Raw genomic sequence first — 14,922 nt, 5'->3', positions numbered from 1 at the left:
GGCGCAATGGCAAGAGCAAAGAAAACGACAAAGCAGACCAAGGCGCAGCAAGCAAAGTCGTCGGAATCCCTGATGGCGAAGGCCGGTCATATGGCGCTCGACAATCCTGTCGCTGCGGGTGGTACTGTGGTGATGGGGCTGACGGCATGCCTGATCGTGGCCAATGCGGTCGGCCTGCAGCCTGGCCGGCATCCGGCGCCGCTGTTCACGACACGAGATCGACCGGATACCATGCAGCTGCCGGAACCGGATGGCAGAAGTCCCGGGCTTCAGGTGCAGGAGATCTCCACCCTTGTGCTCGACCTGCAGATTTCCCTGCGCAAGATCGGCCTGTACGAAGGCCCTCTGGACGGACTGAACGGCCCGGCGACCGAGCGTGCCATCCGTGGTTTTGAACGTCACGCCGGACAGATCGAGACCGGAGAGGCAACGGAAGCGCTGCTTGCTCTGGTGCTGATGCAGGGAGAAAGCCCCGTAACGTCCGTGAATGGTCCCGTGCCTCGTCCGAAGCCCGGGTTCTCGGGTACGACTAGACAAGACGGCGCTGAAGTTCTTGATGCCGGTGCCGACGAAAGTGCCGATGCCGGTGTAGAGTCCGATCCGAAGTTGATGAAGATTCAACAAGCGTTGTCCGAACTCGGCTACGGTCCGCTGAAGGCGGACGGCGTGATGGGAGCCAATACCACCGCTGCCATCCGGCGGTTCGAATTTGACAGGGGCCTGCCGTTGACGGGCGAACCCGGCACCAAGGTCATCGAGCGCCTGGAAATGGTCAGTGGCCGGTCGCTGTCCGGCTAGATTGCCGGACGGCAAGTTGCCGCGTGAGCGCAACTGTCGTAGAGCAGGGCCATCCTTCTCCATCTTCGGGAGTGCCGGCGGGTTCGGCAGAGGCGGTCAGCATGCGGGTTACATCTGAGTTTTTCGTCAGTGCACTGGTCCGACGCGTATTCGGCGAGGGCGGCTTTGCAGCTGTTTCCAGGAAAGGGGCTCCCGAAGCCGGTGCGGTCTTTATCTGTGTGGACCGTCTTGACGGTAGCTTCGACTTCTATGGCCCGGCGCCGCAAGCCATGTTCAGCAGTCTGCCGCAGGGGCGCTTGTTCGAAAGTGTCTTCGAACGGGCGGACAGGGAAACGATAGACGCGCGGCTGGCTAGCGAAGCGCGAATGGATCCAGATTATTGGCTGGTGGACATCGAAGCACGCGACGGCAGGATTGACCTGCCATTGGTGCAGGATGAGCCGAAGCCCGACACAAACCTTTTCCGCTTTTAGTGCAGATTTAAATATGGGCGTTCAGCCCTCCCGCAACACAGTGCTTGAGCGGGTGTTCTCAGGAACGGTTCGACTTGCGAGTGGTTTCGGCTTGAGCGAAACCAAACTTCTGTCCGTCCGTTGTCGCCGCATCGCGGCGCGAACCATCCTGATATTGCGAGTCAAGCTGTGCAGATACGGGCTGAGTGACCTGGTCATGCAGGATCCACTGGCCGACCAGCACCTCGGCAGCGCCCTGGCTGAGCGTGCGATGGAGGCGCAGCAGGCCGCGCAGTCTTTCCAGTGACAGGTTTTCACCCAGCATGCGGATCATCACGGTCGTGACTTCGGACGCCGACATACCAAGCGCTTTCAATGCAACGGTCAGACCTTCGGCCTGATCGTCATGCATCAGCAGATCGCAAGTGGTCTGTGGCAGTCCGAGCCCCTGGCCCAGGAGATCCGCAAAACGGGACCGCTGCTGGAAAAGGGCTTCGCTCACCAGTGCGTCCCGCAATTTGAGGCGCGCGGTGTCCGTGCGTCTGTCGGTTGCGGATCCAGGGGTTTGTGCCTGTTTGACCAGGCTGGTCATCTCCGCCGCGGCGATAGCTTTCGATTTGAGCGGAGCTGGTAAATGCAGGAATTGTCCCATAAGTCCATCCGGGTTTAATGCGTCCTGACCTGCCAATTCTAAACCAAGAGTGGCAACGATGTCACTACGACAACTGAGTTTTGCCTGATGAGCTTGTGTCAGGGTGACGTCTTCCCGGTCGAGAAGGATACGGATTACAGGGGCTCCGGCGTGTTCGCACAATGTCGTGATCACCGATTCGCGCAAGGATGGCCGGTTGGCGACCGCTTTGCGGAGGGAATCCGGACCGGCCTCCGCAACCTTCAAAAGGAGATCCACAGAAAGCCTCGGACTGTAACGAAGGGCCGGATAGGCCGTCAGTTCGTCTTCGTCGGATGCGAGCTGCGTCAGGAGGTCGTCGGGAATTTCCGGATGCGCAGCCAGCAGATTTGCGATCCGGCGCCTGTCCGGCAATGAGGTTTTAGGCAGGAAGTTTGACGCCAACTCCAGAAAAATGCGTTTTTCTTCAACATCATGCCGAGTGCGTCCGGCAAACAGCTCACTTGCGGCCAGAAGGACACCACGATCATCGCCCTTTGTGGACGCGGATTTGTCCGGAGAAGCGGAATTCGGCAAAGACTGACTGAAATGTTGGGTTTGGCGCATGACACCCGTCTACAAAATACGAAAGACCGGACCACCGGAGGAACTTGCTTCGTTCAAATTGCAGGAAAAGCGTTAGCATGCTGTTAACCCTGACAGCTTCTTAATGAAGAGCAGGAAGTAATGCGTCGCCCGTTTGACCGTTCCCCGCCGGTAATACGCCGTCAGGGGAGATCGGAACCGAAGGAGGAGACGATGGGCACCTTGTTGGACTTTACATCAGCTCAACGCCCCGCAGCACGTGTGGGCTATCGTTCCAATCAGCGCCGTATGGCAAGCCGAGAGACCTTTGGAGAAGTTATCCTCTTCCCAGGTGTCCGGTACGAGCGCCATGACCTTGATCTTGCCGCACGAATCGCGACCATCGGAAAAGCGGCCGGACCTGCTGGCTCCGACAAGGACTGACGGTCCAAGCCTCTCCAGCCGCGCAGGAGAAGTTTCTTTTTAGCGGCCTGGAGAAGCGCCCGATGGGCAAAGGCAAAGCGGAACAATCCGCCACCGCATCCCTCACGGAGAGCGGTCGCAGATCAGGGCAGGGCGCCATTGCCGTCGCTGCCGTGCTGATTGCCGTCAGCCTTGCTGCCTGTACGCGCCCGACAGGGGATTTTGATCGTGCCAGGCCTTCCGTCATTCATGACAGGGTGATGCCGGCAGCGGGCGATGAAGCAGCACGCTTGCGCGGTGATCCGGTTTCCAAGTTCAACTACACGAACGACGAAAAGCTGATGCGCAACCGCGGCTGGACGCTGATCCGTCCGCCATGGACCAAGGACTGGATCGGCGGGACCATGGTTGAGCTGTCGCGAACGCGCGTTCTTCCGGAAGTTGAGGGGCGCGTGCCGCCCGATCTTTACCTGATCTATCTGCGCTCAGACAAATTCCAGTCTTCCGATGCCCGCTACGACAAGATTGCCGCTGACGCGTCCGGCGATGCGGAGTTGGTAATGCCTTTCTGCGAAGTGGCCTTGCGTGTGAAGGCCGCTGACGACGAGCGGCTGCGAGTTCTGCAGAACAAGCCGGTGAAGTCCGAGGAAACCTATGAAGGTGCGAAGGCGCGCGTCTGGGAAAACCGGGTGATGATCAAATGGGTCGGTCAGGCACTGCGGTATCGGATCATCGCCTACAAGAAGGCGCTTGACGGACTGGAGATCGAAACGCCGACCCGCGATCGCGTCTGGAAGGTCAATAACGCCATTCGGGAACTGGAAGGCCAGGTTCGCATTGCCGAAGCCGGTTGCGATCCGGACAAGCGTTATGGGGACGACAAGCCTGTTCGCAGGTCCCGGATCTATACCGGGTGGGGAACTGAACGCGCGCCGGTCGTGAAATAGCCCGCTTCCGAATTTCAGGCCTGAATTCTGACAATTTATTGAGTGCTATATTCTGCCCACGTCAGATCTACTGATGCGCGGATACATTTTCGGCTGTAGAGGCGGAACTGCTTTTCCACAGGCTGGAGGCGCGGTCGTTCAAGGTCTGAAAAAACATCTTTGAGAAGACTTCTGGACGGGTTCTTTTACAAGAAACCTATGAGAATTTATTTCGTAAGCTAAGCGTATTCAAAATTTTTAAACGATACCGCTCAGCGTTATTTTTTTACGAAAACACAACAGCCAAAATCTCGTTTTACTTGATCTGCTTCACTTTTTGTCAAATTGACTTGCCTTAAGGGCATGCGCGCATAAGTTTTGTTTATTGCAATGCAAAAAAATGTGAACACTGAAAAAAGAGACGTGATCACAAGCTCTTAGCCTAATTTTGGTCGTTTTTCCGGCAAAAGGATGTCTTTGAAGGGGTTTTGTGGCTTGCCGTTCTTCAGGCGTCGAACTAAACCGTTTAGTTTACAGGGTAGTCACTCCCGGGAACCTGAAGGTGGTCGAATGAGTCCGAACATCACGCTTCTCGTCAAAGAAGCGCTCTCCCATCAACATGCCGGACGCATTGGAATCGCGCTCAGCATGTTTGAGGAGATACTGAAGCTCGACCCCAAAAATCCGCAGGCAAATTTTTCGCTGGGCATTGCTGCTTACCAGAACGGTGACGTTGGGCTTGCTATTGAGATGCTGCGGAAGGCTGAGCGAAAGGCCGGCAAGCACCCGCAGGTGCATCAGTTGCTCGGTCTGGCCCTCATGAACGCTGGCGATCTGGCTGGCGCGCTGAAATCGCTGAAGAAAGCCGTGGCCCTTGCGCCTAAAGCCGCTGATTTCCACGCTCATCTCGGTGACCTCTACACGCTCAAGCGTCAGCCGCTCCTGGCACGACAGAGCTTTCAGCGCGCATTGGCGATCGATCCGGAAAATGGTTATGCCCTTGTCGGCATGGGCCAGCTCGATATCACTGTCGGCCAGATCGACGAGGCTGTCGCCTGGTTCGAAAAAGCCATCGCATTGGGCAAGGAACTGCCCTCGGCCCTTCACTGCCTGACGATGGCACGCACCTACAGGGAAGAACCGGCGGAACTTGCAAAGATCGATGACCTGTTGAAACAGGCAAGCGCACTGCCTGCGCCGGAGCACGCTCACCTGCATTGGGCGGCCGGCAAGATCCACTACGACCTGGGAGACACCGCGCGTGCTGCGCAGCACTACCGCTCTGCCCGCCGGTTGCGCTACCAGTCGTTCGATCAGCAAGCCCATGAAGAGCGCATCGCCTTCATGAAGGACGTGTTCAACGAGGCATTTTTCGCCGAACGGACGGAATTTGAGGATCCCTCGGAGCGACCAGTTTTTATTTTCGGCATGCCGCGTTCAGGCACGACCCTGGCCGAGCAGATAGTGAGCCGGCACTCGCGCATCGCCAGCGGTGCGGAAATTCCGTATTTCCGCTTGCTGCAGCAGGACCTGGGTTTGCGGGGGGCGCCAAGTGCTGCCCTGGAAAACCGGTTGAAGAGCCTCGGGCCGCGTGAGTTCAAGCAGTTTGCACGGCAGTACCTTGCGGAACTGAGCGCAATCGATCGGCGGGCAGACCGTGTCACCGACAAGATGCCGCATAATTTCGAAGTACTCTGGCTTATGAGCCTTCTGTTTCCGAAAGCGGCTTTCATCCATTGTGTTCGCTGTCCTGCGGACACATGCGTTTCGCTCCTGTCGCATTCGCTTTCGCCCGCGCACAACTACGCCATGACACAGAAGTCACTGGGCAGTTATTTCGTTGCCTACGACGGTCTGATGAAACATTGGGAAAAGGTTCTGCCGGTTCGCATCCACACGCTTTCCTACGAAGACCTGGTTCATAACCAGGAAAAGGAAAGCAAGGCGCTGCTGGCGTGCACAGGCATGGACTGGGAAGAGCAATGCCTGGAGTTCTATAACGGCGACAGTCCCGTTACGACGTTCTCCAATCTCCAGGTGCGGAAGCCGATGTTCAGATCATCGATCGGTCGGTGGAAGCGTCACAAGGATCTTCTGGGAGACCTGTTCGAGGCGCTCGGTCCGCTGTCACCGCTCAATGAGGCAGCACCGGTTGGCAACGGATCCAGCTACGGTCAGCAACAAACGCTTGCAACCGGTATGCCCGACAACGATATTTCTCACCTGCGGAACGCGGTTTCTCCGATATCGTGACCAGTTACGGCGTCGGGGCGTGACAGCGTCCCGGCCTGACCGTTTTTCATGATTGCAGGTATCTTAGCGAATGGAGCCGCAGCTTGCGGCCCTGAGAGCGCGGTCGATGCTGTCCGCCCGGGTCGGGTGGGGCACATAGGCTCGCAACAACGCAAAACCGCTTAGCGGCTCTTCCGTTTCAATGACGATGAGGTCTTCCAGGTTTTCCGGCGGGTTCTCCCGCAGGATCGACAGCTGTTCCGTGGTCAGCACCAGCATTGACAGGCGCTCGGCACCCGCGGTGCGGTTGTTGAGACTGTAGACGGCCTCTCCAGCCGCGTTGAACAGTCCTATGGACCAGAAGGGCACCGGAATGCTGGCATCGAAGAGAACCGGCCCGTCGGCGAGCTGAAACCGGCAGGCAGCGTGCTTCATGGCCGGATCGAGATCGGGCAAGGCCTCCTCGCCGGGGTGGACATCCGGCAGCAGATTGAACTGCCGGTCCGGTCCGTGGTTTCCGATGTTGTCATAGGCACTGTGCAGAACGTTCTGGGGAATGCTCAGCACCACCAGGATGTGAATGATGGCAGCAAGACACAGCGTGGCCAGCAGGCCAACCGACAGGGAAAAACGTGAAGAAAGGGTCATGGGCAGCCCAACCTGTCGATGGTGGGCATGCTGACGCCATCTAGGGCTGCACCGGTCGTGACCGGAGCGTCATAGACCCTGAGCACGAAGCGCAGACCGTCCGCGGCCCTTGCATCGCTCGCCAGGGGCAGCCAGTTGCCGGAGTGGGGGCGGGTGGCGGCGACGATCTCGAAAGTGCCGTCCGCGTTTCGCAGCAAGGCGTCACTTGCAAGGTTCACCCGGCCGGACATCGTCTTGACCAGGTGGCCGTGGCCATCGACTGCGGTCATGGTCCAGAGCCGTGCAGAGGGGGTCTGGCCTGCGATACGGTACTCACATGTCGGATCAAGCTGGTGGCCGTTGCTGTCTTCGCGCGCGACCAGAGCAAGCCCTTCGCCCGATGCCAGGGGAATGACGGCGCCTCTTGTGTAGATCGCCACGGAATAGGGATCGGCTTCGGAGGTGCCGGCTTTCGGATAGGCGTGCCACGGGCCGATGGTGACCGCATTGAGCGGTTGTTCCCGCTCGATGATCAGATAGGCGGAGCTTATGCCGAGCAAGGAGGCCAGAACGACGACAAGCGTCACCGTGGCGAGCGTGCGAAAAGGATTGCCCCGATGCGAGCGGATGGCACGGGGAAGCCTTTCGTCATACCAGTCTGCCTCGCCATGTGCGGGCCGGAATCCTGTATCGCTCATTGCACCGCCGCGACATCGGTGTTGGCAGGCCCTTGAGCGGGGGCGGCATCGGCGCTCTTTTGGTCAAGCAGCAGGCGCAGATCCTGACCGATCTGCAAGAGGAGATCCTGGGTGCGCCGTTTCAGGACCCGTGGCTGCGCAGTGTCGCTGGTGTCTGTAGCCAGCCTTGCCGGTGCGGTTCGGGCCAGTCGCGGCAGGCTTTCCGGATCGACACCGGGCATCCGGGCAAGCTCGATGCCATTGTGGGCAAAGGCGTTGTATTTCTGCCAGGCCATGGCAGGAAGGCTGCCGCCGGTGACACGCCGCGTGGAGGTAAAATCGTCGTTGCCGAACCAGACGGCCGTGGCAAAGTTGCCAGTGTAGCCGACAAACCAGGCGTCGCGGTAAGCGTTGGTGGTTCCGGTCTTTCCGGCTGCGACCACGCCGTCGATCTGCGCCCGGCGGGCCGTGCCGGCCTCAACCACATTGACCAGGATCTCGTTCATTTCCTGAACTTTCTCCTCCGGCAGGACACGAACTGCAGGCGGCTCGTCGCGTTCACGCCGGTAGAGCACCTTGCCGGCGCTGTTCTTGATCTCCAGAACCGCATAGGCCGCTGCCTTGGTTCCGCCATTGGCGAAAACGGAATAGGCCGATGCCATGTCGATGACGGAGACTTCAGATGAGCCGATAGGCAGCGACACGGAGTTTTCCAGTTCGTGGGTCAGGCCCATGCGATACGCCGTATCGATGATTTTTTGCCGGCCGAAATCCAGGGAAAGGATCACCGGAATGGTGTTGATGGACTTGGTGAGCGCGGTTTTCAGCGTGACGGCGCCCCGGTAGCTTCTGGAATAGTTTTTGGGCGACCAGTTACCGATCCAGACCGGCCGGTCGGAGACCACGCTGTCCGAGGTATAACCGTTCATGAAAGCCGTCATGTAGACGAAAGGCTTGAACGAGGATCCTGGCTGGCGCAGCGCGTTGACGGCGCGATTGAACTGGCTTTCGCCATAGGAACTGCCACCGACCATGGCAACGACGGCTCCGTCCGGGATCATCGAAACCATCGCCGCTTCGCGAGCGTCGCGCAAATTTCCGTTTTCCCGAAGCACGGTTTCCACGGCCAGATCCGCCTGGCGCTGCAGCGCCGGGTCCAGTGTGGTGCGTACGGTCACGATGCGGTCGCGGGCGAGTGCCGGATACCGGCGTGCAAGTTTCTTGACCTCTTCAAGCGCCCAGTCGAGGAAGTATTCCGGCAACTGTTCCTGAGACCTGTCGACAGCCAGGGCCGGATTACGGCGTGCGCCGATCACCTGGCCTTCGGTCAGGAAACTGGCCTGTACCATGTTGGACAGGACTTCGTTGGCACGCGCGCGAGCTGCAGGCAGGTTGATGTGTGGGGCGTATTTTGTCGGTGCCTTGTAGAGACCTGCCAGCATGGCACTTTCGGCAAGCGTCAGCTCACGCACATTCTTGTTGAAATAGAATTCGGAAGCAGCCGTCACGCCGAAGACGCCGCCGCCCATGTAGGCGCGGTCGAGATAGAGCTTCAGGATTTCCTGCTTGGAAAGGTTCGCTTCCAGCCACAGCGCCAGATAGGCTTCCTTGATCTTGCGGCTGAGACTGCGCTCGTTGGTCAGGAAGAGGTTTTTGGCCAGCTGCTGGGTGAGCGTCGAACCGCCCTGGACAACACCGCCTGCGCGCGCGTTCTCGACCATGGCCCGGAAGGTGCCGAAAAAATCAATCCCGAAGTGGCTGAAGAAACGGCGATCTTCGGTGGCGAGCGTCGCCTTTATCAGGGAGTCTGGAATTTCCTCAAGCGGTACGCTGTCGTTGAGAACGATGCCGCGCCGGCCGATTTCCTTGCCGAAGCGATCCAGGAAGGTCACCGCGAAATCGTCTGTGGTCTTCCAGTCGGCATAGCGCGTTGCCTCGAAGGCTGGCTGGGCGAAGGCCAGCACCACGATGAAACCGGCAAGACCGTAAGTCAGGCCGTCAGACGAAAGTTCGGCTAGAACGCGCCAGATTCCCTTGGCCCGGAACCGCCGCAAGAAGGCGTCATAGCCTTCGAATATCCGGCGGATAGCTGTTCCGCTCTTCCACAGGGCCGTGTCGATAAGGGCATCGATCGCCAGGAAAAAGCGGCGAATACGATTGCGCTTTTTCGGCGGCTTCTGCGCCGGCGGATTGCCGGTTTCGACATCATCTGATTGCGGTTTGTCCGTCACGCGAACAAGGTCTCCGGATCAAAAAGGATCGGCCCAAGCTAGCCGTTTTTCGAGGTCGTGCAAACTGGTTGCCAGCGTGCCCCTTTCATTGGAACAGTTTACCTAAAGTTCTTGCAATTTCATTGAGGAAAAACAGCCCGTTTTTTCGCCCGGGTTGCCCGACAGCCTGTAGCATGATAGGCGCCGATTGTTCCGGCCCAAGAAAGGCGCACAAGACTTCATGATTGTGGACGATACCTCACGCGAGCTTCCGTTCTGGAAAACCCGCACACTGGAAGACATGACGCAGTCCCAGTGGGAATCGCTTTGCGACGGCTGCGCACGCTGCTGTCTCAACAAGCTTGAGGACTGGGACACCGGCGAAATCGTCTGGACAGATGTTGCCTGCACGTTGCTTGATGGCACGAGCTGCCGCTGCAAGGATTACGACAACAGGGCAACCATCGTGCCGGACTGCATTCAGCTCACACCGGGTGAGGTGAGGACACTGACCTGGCTGCCGCCAACCTGTGCCTATCGGCTGGTGCGGGAAGGCAAGGATCTCTACTGGTGGCATCCTTTGGTGTCGGGAGATCCTGAAACAGTCCATCAGGCGGGCATTTCCGTTCGCGGGCGGACGATCCCCGAAGACGGCATGGCTCTGGAAGACTATGAGAACCACGTCGTGTTCTGGCCGGGGGAAATGCCGGAAGACCGGAAGGGTTGAGCTAACCCTGCCGATCAGGATGCAGTCACACTATTCGAGCCTGATTTGATCACTCTCATTGTCTGATCAGGAAAGCCTCGACATGGCGGCGGAGCCTGTGTTCCAGTTCCGCCCGGTCAGTCAGTTGATGGCTTTTGACCAGGATGGCTCCATGGATCATCAAGGCAATCAGGCCATCGACCATTTCCTTTGGTGATCGGTCCTGCCTCAGCTCCGGCTTCAGGCTGGCCTCCTGTTGCCAGAACGTCAGGAAATGCTCCAGTTCCGCATCGAGGGCGTCCAGTGTTTCGACAAATTCAGCAGCGCAATTGGGTTTGGTCACGCCGATATTGTCCAGGAACAGCCGCAGGATTGTCGGGCTGTCGGTGATGACGTCGATCAGCGCCATTATGCGCCGGGTCAGCAGTCCGACAGGGTCGGGCAATTGGTCGGGTTCTGCTGCTTCGTCGGACGTTGCTGCACGCAGGGCATTCAGCCGGTCCAGCAGCACGTAGGACAATAGGCCGTCCATATCGCCGAAATGCGAGAACACGGTCCCCTTTGCGACACCTGCCTCCTGAGCAACCGCTTCCGCGGTAACCAGGTCCAATCCGTGTTTTTGACTGAGATCGCGTGCGGCAGCCAGGACCCGTGCCCTTGTGGCAATGCTCCGCTGTTGTGGTTTGCGTGTCATGATTTTCCGTTAAAATGACCGTGGTCAAAAAATATCTTGACGGATGTGATGCGGAATGTCAAAAAATGACCACGGTCAATTTTGGCGTTTGACGCCTGCAAGCTCACAAGGTTGGACATGACAAGAGTACTGGTATTGGAAGGACACCCGGCCAAGGACACGTTTTGCGGCGCCCTCGCGGCGGAATATGCAAATCATGCGCAAAAGGGTGGAAACGAAGTGCGGGTCAGGCATCTGGCCGACCTGAACTTCGACGCGGATTTCGGAGTGTCATCCTTCAAGGATGCGAAGCCTCTGGAGCCTGACCTCGAAGCACTGTGGCAGGATATCCTGTGGTGTGAACATTTCGTGCTCACGCACCCATTGTGGTGGGGCGGTCTTCCGGGCAGGTTGAAGGGGTTGTTCGACCGGATCCTGCTGCCGGGCATGTCCTTTCAATACGTGAAAGGCAAGCCTCTGCCTGAGAAACTGCTCAAGGGCCGCACCGCGCAGGTTCTGGTGACTTCCGACACACCGGGTTGGTACTTCACCTGGATTTACGGTGCCGGTGCCAAAAAGCAGACCGAGAAGCAGATCCTCGATTTCTGCGGTCTCAAGCCCAAAGGCTACCATATGTTTTCGCCGATCCGCGGATCGAGCGACGAGGCAAAGCGGAAGATGCTGGCGCGGGCCGCTGCCCTTGGTCGCAAGGTTGCCTGAAGCGTTTTGCATCGGTCATGGTGGACGTCAAACGGCCTTCGTTGAACGTCCTCATGTGGCTCGCGAGAGATCCTAGTTTCCGGCTGCCGCCTTTTCGGCGGCTTCCGTTTGCCGACGCTGCTGTTCGTTGAAGAACACGACGTAATACTGGTAGATGTTGCCGACGTAATCGACAGGTTCCCGGCCGATTTCGGAAGCCACGATCCACTCGACGTTGTCAAACCACTTGTCCGGGTCAAAGCCCTGTTGCTTGGCTTTTTCGCGCAGTTTGGCAAACCGGCTGGGGCCGGCGTTGTAGGCCGCAAGCGCAAAGAAGGTCTGGTTGGCATCCCGTGTCTGAAGACCGGCAAAATACTGGTTGGCAAGGTACCGAAGATATTTGACGCCTGCCTGAACGTTCTTGTCCGGATCTGCATCAATTCCGCTGATGTTGATCGGGTCGCCTTTGGCCGTAGCCGGCTTGATCTGCATCAGTCCAACGGCGCCAGCGCGGCTGTGGGCTTTCTGGTCGAAACGCGATTCCTGAAAGCTTTGCGCGGCGATCAACAGCCAGTCGATTTCATACTCGTCGCCGTATTTCTGAAAAATGGTTTGGAGACTGGCGAGGTCGTTCTTGTAGTCCGCGCTGCGCATGTCCCGGAGGTAGTCGGCCTCTTTCAGATATCGCTTGAGGATGATGTTGCCGAGCAGGGTGCCTTTTGTCACGGTGGCGGCGAAGGCATCGACTTTCTTCAGAAGGTCCGGCGCATTGTTGCGAACGGCTATGGCAATCTCTCCATCCGTGCGCACGGCTGCCGAGGGATGCATCTTCAGGCCGTCCAGAACTTCCAGCCAGAGTTCGGCCTTGTGCTGGTCCACGATGACCATGGAAATGGCGCCGGCTGACACCATTTCCAGAAGATCCTCGTCTTCCATGTGCTCGTCAGCGGTCACAATGTCGACCGGCTTGGCGCCCTTTTGGCCGAGCCTGTCGTTAAGTGCCTTGAGGCTCTGATAATAGGAAGACGAAGCCCGGACGTGAACGGTCTGACCTGACAGGGCTTCAGGTGAGGGAAGGTCGCCAACCCCTGCGGCGGTGACCGGTACTTCGTGCACATCCTTCAGCAAAGGGGACGAAAAGGCGACCAGATCTTCCCGTTCGCGGGTAATGGTCAGATTGCCGATCGCGATGTCGCCCTTGCCCGCGGCAAGATCTGAAAACAAGTGATCTCTCGGGGTCGGAACAAGTACGAGCTTTGCATCCTTCGCCTTCTTCTTGTGGATCTTGTCCAGGTATTTGTCGAACTCGGTCATTAGATCAACCGAGCTGCCGCGCTGAACGCCCTTGTCGATGAAGTAGCCGGTCTTTGAAAACGGGATCAGGACCCGAATGTAGCCACGCTTGAGCAAGGCGTCGAAGTCGCCGTTGAACGGTTCAAGCAGTTTGTTTTCAAGCGTTTCGGCAAGGCCCGTGCCCATCGCGCTTGCCAAGGTTGACTGGCTTGCAAGGCCCGCTACCACAAGAGCCATTGAAAACATCAGGTTCAGGAGATGTGGCAGGAAGTGCCGGATCGGTATCATGAAGCCCCCACGGACAATTTCATCCGCAGAGTAAAAGCTTGAAATCACTCCCGATCAAGCGCCAAGTCGTACCTGAGCCCTGGAAGCTTTACCTTTTAAATGTCAGCGAAACCGTACCGACCGTAATCCCGGCCTTCATGACCTTGGCGGTGTTCCTGACCGTGTTTCTGTCGACCTGTGTCAGCGTGTCGTCAAAACGAAGCAGCAATGGCCCGTTCTCAGTCTCAAGGCTCGCGACGTAGGAGAAACGAAGGTCTCCATTTTCATCTGTACGAACGTTTGCCGGACCCAGTACGTCGGCTCTCTGGCCGATGTATCGGTCTTCGGCAACCTTCTGGAAGAACCAGGTCTTGGTATCGCGTTCACCGTCTTCGTAGACGAAGTCCTCGCGAAGCCGGAGCGTAAAGGTCTTGCTGTTCCAGGTTCCTGTCAGCGTGACGGTGAATGGTCGGTAGACACCGGCGATCTTGCTTTCAAAAACGCCCTTGCCCACCGTTTTTCCGCGGAAGAATTCTTCCAGCACCAGGGATTTGGCGTCGGCCGGAACAGAAGCAGCGACACCTATGGCGAACATTGCGAGAAGCAGAAAACGGTGAACGCGGGTCATGATGGGCAGAACCTCCTTCAGGAAAATCTGCCCAGTTTACGCATGTCGGCGCGCGTCGGATCTGGTGACTAGCTTCCGAACCGCTCTCGCCACGTTGGGACCGGATCGTCGGTTGCCGGGGACGCATTATAGACGCCGCGGGCGATGGCACGTGCCAGGCACGAAGCGGCTGCCGCACCGAGCTGAACCATGTCTTCCAGTCCGTTTTCCATTCGGCGTTGGCCCGTGGAGAGGGCGAAGACGAGATCGCCATCAAGCGGTGTGTGGGCGGGCCAGAGAGCCCGCGCCAAACCGTCATGCGCCATGACCGCGAGGCGTTTCGCTTCGCCCTTGGTCAGGATGGCATCGGTCGCAACAGCTGCGATCGTGGTGTTGGCACCGGCCTTGAGGCCGTCAAGTTTCGTGCGGACCGTGATGCTGTCCGGCGGCAGCGGATGCGCCATTCCCAGGCCACCGAACTCATCACCGATTTCAAACGGCGCCGCCCAGAAGTGCGCGCTGTCCCCCACGGTTGCTCGCCCAAGCGCGTTCACCGCGACAATGGCGCCGACCGTGATGCCGTTTTCCAGTACATGGGAGGCAGACCCGAGGCCGCCTTTCAGATTTGCGGTGGTGGCTCCGGTGCCGGCACCGATGGAACCAAGGGAAAAATCATGGCCGATTGCATCAAGTGCAGACCGGCCGAGATCGCGGTAAGGCGCCGCCTGTCCCCAGCTCTTGTCACCGCCGTTCAGGAGGTCGAACAGGATGGCGGTGGGTACGATCGGAACGCGGACCGGGCCGACCTGGAACCCGTAACCCAGTTCGGCAAGGCGTCCCTGGACACCTGCACCGGCATCCAGACCGAAGGCGGATCCACCGGCCAGCACGATGGCGTCGATCTTCTCGACGGTCTGCTCCGGCTCCAAGAGCGCGATTTCACGGGTGCCAGGTGCACCGCCGTGAATGGCCACCGAGGTGACCGCGGGTTCGTCCGGTACGAGCACGGTCGCCCCGGATTTCAGTTCAAGATCGGAAGCATTGCCGACCTTGAGGCCCGGGACATCGGTGATCAGGTTGCGTAAACCGGCCATGGGCAGACGGTCCTCGATTGAAGGTGGACGATAAGGAGTGTGA

Annotated in this window: 15 protein-coding genes; 7 read left to right on the top strand and 8 right to left on the bottom strand. The window is 58.5% G+C overall.

Annotated features, from left to right (window positions below; translation table 11 throughout):
• Window positions 1-6: 6 nt before the first annotated feature.
• Window positions 7-798 (top strand): peptidoglycan-binding domain-containing protein, encoded by a 792-nt coding sequence (locus ACVDG9_RS15045; protein WP_206907623.1) that lies wholly within the window; start codon window positions 7-9, stop codon window positions 796-798.
• Window positions 799-899: 101 nt separating this feature from the next.
• Complete coding sequence (locus tag ACVDG9_RS15040) at window positions 900-1,271, top strand: DUF1491 family protein (protein ID WP_031285039.1); 372 nt, start codon at window positions 900-902, stop codon at window positions 1,269-1,271.
• 58 nt (window positions 1,272-1,329) lie between these two features.
• Here the strand turns inward: ACVDG9_RS15040 and ACVDG9_RS15035 are convergent, their stop codons facing one another.
• Window positions 1,330-2,487: a DUF2336 domain-containing protein gene (locus ACVDG9_RS15035; RefSeq protein ID WP_447238359.1), complete on the bottom strand. Its 1,158-nt coding sequence runs from the start codon at window positions 2,485-2,487 to the stop codon at window positions 1,330-1,332.
• A 192-nt stretch (window positions 2,488-2,679) separates the two neighbouring features.
• On the opposite strand from ACVDG9_RS15035, the gene ACVDG9_RS15030 reads away from it, so the two are divergent.
• From ACVDG9_RS15030 to ACVDG9_RS15020, 3 genes are all read left to right on the top strand, one after another.
• On the top strand, window positions 2,680-2,889 hold the full coding sequence (locus ACVDG9_RS15030; protein WP_031269292.1) for a hypothetical protein: 210 nt from the start codon (window positions 2,680-2,682) through the stop codon (window positions 2,887-2,889).
• A gap of 62 nt (window positions 2,890-2,951) precedes the next feature.
• The gene (locus ACVDG9_RS15025; RefSeq protein ID WP_447238358.1) at window positions 2,952-3,815 is read left to right on the top strand and encodes a hypothetical protein; all 864 of its coding nucleotides are present in this window, start codon (window positions 2,952-2,954) and stop codon (window positions 3,813-3,815) included.
• A 450-nt stretch (window positions 3,816-4,265) separates the two neighbouring features.
• Window positions 4,266-6,047 (top strand): tetratricopeptide repeat-containing sulfotransferase family protein, encoded by a 1,782-nt coding sequence (locus tag ACVDG9_RS15020; protein ID WP_447238357.1) that lies wholly within the window; start codon window positions 4,266-4,268, stop codon window positions 6,045-6,047.
• Between the two features lie 63 nt (window positions 6,048-6,110).
• On the opposite strand, the gene ACVDG9_RS15015 is transcribed toward ACVDG9_RS15020, so the two are convergent.
• Genes ACVDG9_RS15015 through ACVDG9_RS15005 form a run of 3 tightly spaced genes read right to left on the bottom strand, consistent with a single transcriptional unit; the run spans window position 6,111 to window position 9,561 of the window.
• Window positions 6,111-6,674: a DUF1254 domain-containing protein gene (locus ACVDG9_RS15015; protein ID WP_023001021.1), complete on the bottom strand. Its 564-nt coding sequence runs from the start codon at window positions 6,672-6,674 to the stop codon at window positions 6,111-6,113.
• On the bottom strand, window positions 6,671-7,351 hold the full coding sequence (locus ACVDG9_RS15010; RefSeq protein ID WP_023001022.1) for a DUF1214 domain-containing protein: 681 nt from the start codon (window positions 7,349-7,351) through the stop codon (window positions 6,671-6,673). Before ACVDG9_RS15010 ends, ACVDG9_RS15015 begins: the two co-directional genes overlap by 4 nt.
• Window positions 7,348-9,561 (bottom strand): transglycosylase domain-containing protein, encoded by a 2,214-nt coding sequence (locus ACVDG9_RS15005; RefSeq protein ID WP_447238356.1) that lies wholly within the window; start codon window positions 9,559-9,561, stop codon window positions 7,348-7,350. Before ACVDG9_RS15005 ends, ACVDG9_RS15010 begins: the two co-directional genes overlap by 4 nt.
• 220 nt (window positions 9,562-9,781) lie before the next feature.
• On the opposite strand from ACVDG9_RS15005, the gene ACVDG9_RS15000 reads away from it, so the two are divergent.
• Window positions 9,782-10,267: a YcgN family cysteine cluster protein gene (locus ACVDG9_RS15000; protein WP_055654901.1), complete on the top strand. Its 486-nt coding sequence runs from the start codon at window positions 9,782-9,784 to the stop codon at window positions 10,265-10,267.
• Between the two features lie 55 nt (window positions 10,268-10,322).
• On the opposite strand, the gene ACVDG9_RS14995 is transcribed toward ACVDG9_RS15000, so the two are convergent.
• Window positions 10,323-10,940, bottom strand: coding sequence for a TetR/AcrR family transcriptional regulator (locus ACVDG9_RS14995; RefSeq protein ID WP_447238355.1), 618 nt, complete (start codon window positions 10,938-10,940; stop codon window positions 10,323-10,325).
• A 117-nt stretch (window positions 10,941-11,057) separates the two neighbouring features.
• On the opposite strand from ACVDG9_RS14995, the gene ACVDG9_RS14990 reads away from it, so the two are divergent.
• Complete coding sequence (locus tag ACVDG9_RS14990; RefSeq protein ID WP_447238354.1) at window positions 11,058-11,639, top strand: NAD(P)H-dependent oxidoreductase; 582 nt, start codon at window positions 11,058-11,060, stop codon at window positions 11,637-11,639.
• 72 nt (window positions 11,640-11,711) lie between these two features.
• Here ACVDG9_RS14990 and ACVDG9_RS14985 read toward each other — a convergent pair whose 3' ends face one another.
• The 3 genes from ACVDG9_RS14985 to ACVDG9_RS14975 form a co-directional block, all read right to left on the bottom strand.
• Window positions 11,712-13,199, bottom strand: a complete 1,488-nt coding sequence (locus ACVDG9_RS14985) for an MltF family protein (protein ID WP_447238353.1) — start codon at window positions 13,197-13,199, stop codon at window positions 11,712-11,714.
• Window positions 13,200-13,287: 88 nt separating this feature from the next.
• Entirely contained in the window at window positions 13,288-13,806 is a 519-nt protein-coding gene (locus ACVDG9_RS14980) for a DUF3833 family protein (protein WP_077292627.1), read from the bottom strand.
• A 68-nt stretch (window positions 13,807-13,874) separates the two neighbouring features.
• Entirely contained in the window at window positions 13,875-14,879 is a 1,005-nt protein-coding gene (locus ACVDG9_RS14975) for a P1 family peptidase (protein WP_023001029.1), read from the bottom strand.
• Between the last annotated feature and the right edge of the window lie 43 nt (window positions 14,880-14,922).

The organism is Roseibium sp. RP-7 (genome assembly GCF_053005225.1).
This window is presented reverse-complemented; position numbering and strand designations above follow the sequence as displayed.

Coding starts and splice junctions, on each gene's coding strand:
- ACVDG9_RS15020 (WP_447238357.1), top strand. CDS start 4,266: ATGTCTTTGAAGGGGTTTTGTGGCTTGCCGTTCTTCAGGCGTCGAACT.
- ACVDG9_RS15035 (WP_447238359.1), bottom strand. CDS start 2,487: ATGCGCCAAACCCAACATTTCAGTCAGTCTTTGCCGAATTCCGCTTCT.
- ACVDG9_RS14995 (WP_447238355.1), bottom strand. CDS start 10,940: ATGACACGCAAACCACAACAGCGGAGCATTGCCACAAGGGCACGGGTC.
- ACVDG9_RS14990 (WP_447238354.1), top strand. CDS start 11,058: ATGACAAGAGTACTGGTATTGGAAGGACACCCGGCCAAGGACACGTTT.
- ACVDG9_RS14975 (WP_023001029.1), bottom strand. CDS start 14,879: ATGGCCGGTTTACGCAACCTGATCACCGATGTCCCGGGCCTCAAGGTC.
- ACVDG9_RS14985 (WP_447238353.1), bottom strand. CDS start 13,199: ATGATACCGATCCGGCACTTCCTGCCACATCTCCTGAACCTGATGTTT.
- ACVDG9_RS15015 (WP_023001021.1), bottom strand. CDS start 6,674: ATGACCCTTTCTTCACGTTTTTCCCTGTCGGTTGGCCTGCTGGCCACG.
- ACVDG9_RS14980 (WP_077292627.1), bottom strand. CDS start 13,806: ATGACCCGCGTTCACCGTTTTCTGCTTCTCGCAATGTTCGCCATAGGT.
- ACVDG9_RS15010 (WP_023001022.1), bottom strand. CDS start 7,351: ATGAGCGATACAGGATTCCGGCCCGCACATGGCGAGGCAGACTGGTAT.
- ACVDG9_RS15045 (WP_206907623.1), top strand. CDS start 7: ATGGCAAGAGCAAAGAAAACGACAAAGCAGACCAAGGCGCAGCAAGCA.
- ACVDG9_RS15030 (WP_031269292.1), top strand. CDS start 2,680: ATGGGCACCTTGTTGGACTTTACATCAGCTCAACGCCCCGCAGCACGT.
- ACVDG9_RS15000 (WP_055654901.1), top strand. CDS start 9,782: ATGATTGTGGACGATACCTCACGCGAGCTTCCGTTCTGGAAAACCCGC.
- ACVDG9_RS15025 (WP_447238358.1), top strand. CDS start 2,952: ATGGGCAAAGGCAAAGCGGAACAATCCGCCACCGCATCCCTCACGGAG.
- ACVDG9_RS15040 (WP_031285039.1), top strand. CDS start 900: ATGCGGGTTACATCTGAGTTTTTCGTCAGTGCACTGGTCCGACGCGTA.